The sequence below is a fragment of the Streptomyces sp. NPDC101490 genome (assembly GCF_044767145.1).
Taxonomy (GTDB): Bacteria; Actinomycetota; Actinomycetes; order Streptomycetales; family Streptomycetaceae; genus Streptomyces.
The window spans coordinates 194,699-200,740 of record NZ_JBIWNI010000011.1 but is presented as its reverse complement, the minus strand read 5'-3'; the positions used below and the strand labels follow the sequence as shown (position 1 = coordinate 200,740).

At 74.1% G+C, this 6,042-nt stretch carries 5 protein-coding genes and 1 pseudogene; 2 read left to right on the top strand and 4 right to left on the bottom strand.

Going from position 1 to position 6,042, the window contains the following annotated elements; all coding sequences use genetic code 11:
* Positions 1–160 precede the first annotated feature (160 nt).
* Positions 161–680, top strand: a pseudogene (locus tag ACIRQY_RS21480) (DUF6584 family protein).
* A gap of 101 nt (positions 681–781) precedes the next feature.
* Here ACIRQY_RS21480 and ACIRQY_RS21475 read toward each other — a convergent pair.
* From ACIRQY_RS21475 to ACIRQY_RS21460, 4 genes are all read right to left on the bottom strand, one after another.
* Entirely contained in the window at positions 782–2,281 is a 1,500-nt protein-coding gene (locus ACIRQY_RS21475; RefSeq protein WP_403928002.1) for a C40 family peptidase, read from the bottom strand.
* 87 nt (positions 2,282–2,368) lie between these two features.
* On the bottom strand, positions 2,369–2,701 hold the full coding sequence (locus ACIRQY_RS21470; RefSeq protein WP_403927999.1) for a hypothetical protein: 333 nt from the start codon (positions 2,699–2,701) through the stop codon (positions 2,369–2,371).
* Entirely contained in the window at positions 2,698–3,456 is a 759-nt protein-coding gene (locus ACIRQY_RS21465; protein ID WP_403927997.1) for a TetR/AcrR family transcriptional regulator, read from the bottom strand. Before ACIRQY_RS21465 ends, ACIRQY_RS21470 begins: the two co-directional genes overlap by 4 nt.
* 262 nt (positions 3,457–3,718) lie before the next feature.
* Positions 3,719–4,654, bottom strand: coding sequence for a diiron oxygenase (locus ACIRQY_RS21460; protein ID WP_403927994.1), 936 nt, complete (start codon positions 4,652–4,654; stop codon positions 3,719–3,721).
* A gap of 178 nt (positions 4,655–4,832) precedes the next feature.
* Between ACIRQY_RS21460 and ACIRQY_RS21455 the strand changes: the two genes are divergently transcribed.
* Positions 4,833–5,942: a ferritin-like domain-containing protein gene (locus ACIRQY_RS21455; protein ID WP_351781898.1), complete on the top strand. Its 1,110-nt coding sequence runs from the start codon at positions 4,833–4,835 to the stop codon at positions 5,940–5,942.
* The last annotated feature ends 100 nt before the right edge of the window (positions 5,943–6,042 follow it).

Genomic DNA, 6,042 nt, shown 5'->3' with positions numbered 1-6,042 from the left:
ACCCCGCACCGCCACAAGCTCCCCAGCCCTCATACAGCCAGCGAACTACCGAAAACCCGACACGACAAGACCCGGTAACAAAGCACTACTAGGGCGTGTCCCCGGCTCCGGGGCGGAAAACCGTTCGGGGCCGGGCGGGACACGGGGTGATCATGAGGGCATGTCCCTCTCGAACACCCTGGCCCGCGCGGACGCCGATCTGGCCGCCGGACGGGTCCCCCTCGCGCGTCAGCGGCTGCGCGGGCTCGTCTCCTCGTTCCCGTGCGAACCGGCCCCGCGCCGCTGTCTCGCCGGGGTGTACCGGCTGTACGGGGATCCCGACCGAGGCGGGCCGGTGGACGTATCTGGAGGAGGACCGGGACGCGGCGGAGACCGCCGCCTTCGAGGCGCGGTACGGCTCGGCGGCCCGGCGGATGAAGGCCCTGGCCTGGCGGGGCCCGGAGGCCCTCGCCGCCACCGTCTTCGCCCGGGACCGGCTGGCCGAGGTCCGTGAGGCGTGCTCCGCCGAGGTGGGGCGGCCGGTCGGCTGGGACGAGCCCGTACCCGTCGACGAGGAGGACCCGGAGCCGGAGCCCGGCGGCGTCTCGGTCAGCGGCGTCCTCGCCGGGACCGGCTGCCTCCTGTGCGTGCTGGCGACGGTCTACATCTGGATCCTCGGAGTCGTCTCCCTGTTCGACTGAGGCGCCCCGTACCGACTGTGCACCCCGTAGCGGCGGTGTACCCGCACCGGCGGTGTACCCGTACCGGCTGTGCGGGGCGCCGCCCCGGCGTCCGGCCGCCGTCACGGCCCGCCATCCCCGCCATCCCCGCCATCCCCGCCATCCCCGCCATCCCTGCCATCCCTGCCATGTCCGTCGTACCCCTCGTCCCCGCCCTCCCTCGCTCCCTTCGGGAGGGGCGGCGGGGTGTACTCCGGGAGGGCCGTGCCGTCCTCGTCCGGGCGGACCGCCCCCAGCAGCGGGTTCGCCGCGATCGGGGAGACCTTCACCGTGGCGCCCGGTCGCGGTGCCTGCACCACCAGGCCCTCTCCCAGGTAGAGCGCCACATGGGTCGCGCCCGGGAAGTAGACGACCAGGTCGCCCGGCCGCAGCTCCGCCAGCGGCACCCGGGGCAGTTCCGCCCACTGTTCCTGGCTGGTGCGCGGCAGCTCACGGCCGGCCGCCGACCACGCCCGCTGGGTGAGTCCCGAGCAGTCGTACGTCTCCGGGCCCTCCGCCCCCCACTCGTACGGCTTGCCGATCTGCTCCACCGCGAACCGCAGCGCCTCCGCGCCCGCCCGGCTCGGGTTGCGCCTCCCGGCGAGGACGCCCGAGTCGAGCAGTTCCCGCTGGGCGCCCGCCGTCTGGACGCGCTCCAGTTCCGTCAGCCGGGCCAGCTGTCCGGGGGAGAGGGCGGCGAGCAGCTTCTCGACCTCCGCGAGCCGGGTCCGCACCTCGTCCCGGCGGGCGCGCTGTGCCGTGGCGAGGGTCCGCTGCCGGTCGAGGGCGCGGCCGGACTCGGCCGCCAGGGCCGCCGCCCGCCGTTCGGCCCCGGCCAGCCGGGTCACGGCGGCGGCGCGGTCGCGGGACGCGCGCGCCATCAGATGCCCCTGGTCCAGGGCCGACCGGGGGTCGGCGGCGAGGAGCAGCCGTAGGTACGAGGAGAGCTCCGACCTGCCCTGGTACTGGTCCCGGGCGATCCGCCCGGCCGCCGCACGGCCCTGCTCCAGGGAGGCGCGGGCGGCGGTCAGCCGGGCCGTGACCTTCCCGGTGTCGGCGGTCTGGCGCTTCAGCTCCTCCTCGGCGGCGTTGAACCGCTCGGTGGCCTCCTCCGTCTGCTGGTAGAGCGTCCGCATCCGGGTGAGCAGGGCGGTGACGGAGTCGCCCCCGGACGGGGGGAGCGCGGCGGCGTCGTCCACGGCTCCCGGGGCGGAGGAGTCCGCTCCCGGAGGGTCCCCGGCTCCCGGGAGGTCCGGGGCGGTCGGCGGGGCGGCGGAGTACGGGGCCGGTGGCACGGACCCCCCGGGGGCCGTCGGGGAGCCGGGACCGGTCGGACCGGTCGGACCGGTCCGGTCCGCCGCGTCCGACATCTCCGCCGGAGGCTCGGCGACCGGTGGGACCGGGGCCGGGTGCGGGTCCACCGGGCCGACCGGTTCCGCCGCCGGGTCCGCCCATGCGATCGGCGCCTCGGCCACCGGGTCGGCCGGGGGTTCGGGCGCGGCGCCCGCCGGGGCGATCCCCGTCAGGGCCGTGGCCGCCGCCAGTGCCCCCGTGCAGACCGTGCGCAGCAGTCGTCGTGACACGTCACCACCTCCACGGGGATGATGACGGGTCACTTCATCTGATTACCGTACGAATAGGGGCGCGCCTGAGGGCCTCACCCCTTCGGCTCAGCGTCCCTCGGGTCGGCGTTCCCCCGGGTCGCCGTTCCCCGGGCCTTCACCGCCCACGTCGGCGGCCCGCGGCTTCGACCACGGCCACCGCAGCTCCCGCCGCTCGCGGCCCGTGGGGACGTACTCGTACACCCAGCCCCGCTGGAGACCGAGCCGCTTGGTGTAGCCCGAGGGCTCGCGCCGGTACGCGTACACCGTCGGCGGGCGGCCGTCGTGCGCCGGGACCGGCACCTCGTACCACTTGGGCGGATGACCGGTCGGGCCGAGCAGGATCGGCAGGACCCGGCCGTCGAGGGGCCCGCCGCGGAAGGAGGTGTTCTGGCTTCTCACCCCTCCAGTCTCCCCTCCGCGCCCCCTTCCGGCCGGAGCAGGTGGGCCGCCCGGCCGAGGACCGGTGCCACCCGGCGCGCGAGCCGGGCCGCCGGGCCCTCGGGCGCCTCCTGGGCGAGGAGGCGTCCGACGACCCGCGCGGTCTCCCCGTCGCCCGCCGCGGTCGCCGCGAGCTGCGCGAGCAGCTGGTCGACCAGCCAGTCCCGCAGCTCCCCGGCGGGGGGCCGCTTCTCCTCGTCGAGCCAGATCAGCGAGGCCGCCTCCACGGCGGCGATCCACGTCCTGACGAGCAGGGCGAGGCGGGGGCCCGGCCGCTCCGCTCCCAGGTGGACGAGGATCTGTTCGGCCGCCGCCCGGCGCACCTCGTCGACGATCGCGCTGGTCCGGGAGGTCTCGGCGACGCTGCCGCCCCGCAGCAGGGCGCTGAACCCGGCGTCGTGTCCGTCGACGAAGTCCAGGTACCGGTCGAGCACCCGGCCCAGCCGCTCGGTGGGCGGCCCAGCTGAGGGCTCGGCGAAGCAGCGGTTCAGGGCGTCGGCGGAGGAGCGCAGGGCGGCCTCGTACAACTGCTGCTTGCCGCCGGGGAAGTAGCGGTAGACGAGCGGCCGGGAGACCCCGGCGGCCTCGGCGACGTCGTCGAGCGACACGTCCTCGGGGGCCCGGTGGGCGAAGAGCTCCTGGGCGGCGTCGAGCAGCTGCCCGCGCCGTTCCTCGACGCTGAGCCGGCGGTACGCGGGCGTGGCGGGACTCGTCATGCCCGGCAGCGTAACCGCGGGGCGCGGGATCCGGTCCGGCCGGGAGCCGTCACGGACCCGCCCGCCCCGCCGCCCGCCGTCCGGCATCCCGTGCCCCGCGCCTTCCCGTGTCCGCCCGCGCCGCCCTTTCGTACCGCGCCCGGCCCCGGCCCCCGGAGCCCCTCCACGGCTCCTGGCCCGGCCCTGTGCGCTTCCGGCCCGCGGCCGTCCCGCTCCCCGGGTTCCCGGCCGTCCCCGGCCGCCGGGCCCGCGGCCGACGTCCTCAGGCCAGCAGGCCCGAGGACCTCCAGAGCCGGCGGCCCGGTCCGCGCAGCATCCCGATGTCGTCGAAGAAGTCCGTCAGCCGCTTCGCGCCGGAGCGCATGACCTCCGTCCGGTGCCCGCTCGCCCGCACCTGGGCGACAGCCTCCCGCCGGTCCAGGCCCACGGCCTCGTACACCCGGGGGTTGACGAAGCAGTCGGAGAAGACCCGCGCGGCCTCGCCCGAGCCGAGCCGGGTGAACTCCCGCTGCCAGCGCGGGGCGGTCACCATCTGGCGGCGCAGCTCCTCCCGGGCGTACCGCACATGGCGCGCCTCCTCGATCACATGGATGCGGGTCACGCCCCGGACGAGCGGCTGCACCCGCTCGTCCGGGAAGGTCAGCCGCTGCATCCAGTCCAGGATCTCCTCGCCGAGCAGCGTCGCCGCGAACGAACCGGGGGTGGTCGAGACGCTCTTCAGGACCCGCGCCAGGTTGTGGTGGAGCCGGGGCACCGGGTACGCGGGCTCCCCGATGGTCCGGATCATCCGCGCGAACATCATCGAGTGCCTGCACTCGTCGGCGATCTCGGTCAGCGCGTACCGGACGTGGTCGCTGGTCGGCGACTTGTCGTAGACGTGCCGGACGAGCAGCTGGATCAGGACGATCTCGAACCAGATGCCGAGGGAGGCGAGCGAGACGGCCTCGTGGCGGGAGAGCGCGATCCGCTGCTCCTCGGACATCCGGTGCCAGAGCGGGGTGCCGTAGAGGGAGACCAGCTCGGGCGGCCAGAACCACAGGCCCGGCTCGAAGGGCGCCTCCCAGTCCAGCTCGGTGTCCGGGTCGTACGCGTGCTTGCGGGAGGACTCCAGGAGGCGCCCGGCGACCTGTTCACGGTCGCGCAGCGGCCCCAGGGCGTCCCTGAGGAGGCTGAAGTCGGGCTCGGTGAAAGGGGACATGGTCGCGCACCTCGCTGGGCTCGCCGTCGTGTTACCGGGGGTCACTCTTTATGAGACCGTCCGTCAGCAAAGCCCGTCAATCCCTGGTGCGCGACTTGTTGACGATCCGTCTACCACGTGTGAGCCTGGCCGCGGAACCGCACCACGGGACAGGCCCGAGCCCCCGAAGGAGACGTCAGTGTCGACGCGCGACCTCTACACCACCGCCCCGGCCGCCCCCGGCTGGCAGATCCCCGCCACGGGCGCCGCCCGCTTCTCCTGGGAGTACGACGAGGGCCGCGAGCGCCTCCTCGCCCTCTACCAGAAGGGCAAGGACAAGCAGTGGGACGGCGCCACCCGCATCGACTGGGACCTGGAGGTCGATCCGTACGACCCCCTCGGCACCCCCGACGAGGTCCTCACCCTCCACGGCACCCGCCACTGGGCCAAGATGACCGAGAAGGACAAGGGCGAGCTGCGCAGGCACTACTCCTCCTGGCAGTTCAGCCAGTTCCTCCACGGCGAGCAGGGCGCCATGATCTGCGCCGCCCGGATCGTCGAGTCCGTGCCCGACCTGGACGCCAAGTTCTACTCCGCCACCCAGACCATGGACGAGGCCCGGCACGCCGAGATCTACGGCCGCTTCCTCCACGAGAAGATCGGGATGCTCTACCCGATCAACGACAACCTCAAGGGGCTGCTCGACGACACCCTGCGCGACTCCCGCTGGGACATGCCCTACCTCGGCATGCAGGTCCTCATCGAGGGCCTCGCGCTCGCCGCGTTCGGCATGATCCGCGACACCACCGACAAGCCGCTGCCGAAGCAGATCCTCACCTACGTGATGCAGGACGAGGCCCGGCACGTGGCCTTCGGACGGATGGCCCTGCGCGACTACTACCGGCAGCTCACCGACGCCGAGCGCGCCGAGCGCGAGGAGTTCGTCATCGAGGGCTGCTACCTGATGCGCGACCGGCTGCGCGGGGTCGAGGTCCTGGAGAACTTCGGCATCCCGAAGAAGGAGGCGGAGGAGCTGAGCGAGCACACCGAGTTCCTCCAGATCTTCCGCAAGCTCCTCTTCAGCCGGATCGTGCCCTGCGTCAAGGACATCGGCCTGTGGGGCGAACGCCTCCAGAAGGCCTATGTGGACATGGGCGTCTTCGACCTCGGCGACTCCAACCTCGACCTGCTGATGACCCAGGACGAGGAGATCGCCGAACGCCTCGACGCGGAGCGCTTCGCGCAGGAGGAGCAGGCCCGGGTGACGGAGGTCGCGGACGCCGTCGCGGCGGGGGCGACAGGAGAGTAGCCGGGGGGACGCGGACGCGTAAGAAGTGGGGGGTGGGAGTAGAGGCGGGAGTACGGGCGCGGGGTCCGGAGTGCGGGGGCCGGGCGAGGGTCCCGGGCCG

Coding starts and splice junctions, on each gene's coding strand:
- ACIRQY_RS21465 (WP_403927997.1), bottom strand. CDS start 3,456: ATGACGAGTCCCGCCACGCCCGCGTACCGCCGGCTCAGCGTCGAGGAA.
- ACIRQY_RS21460 (WP_403927994.1), bottom strand. CDS start 4,654: ATGTCCCCTTTCACCGAGCCCGACTTCAGCCTCCTCAGGGACGCCCTG.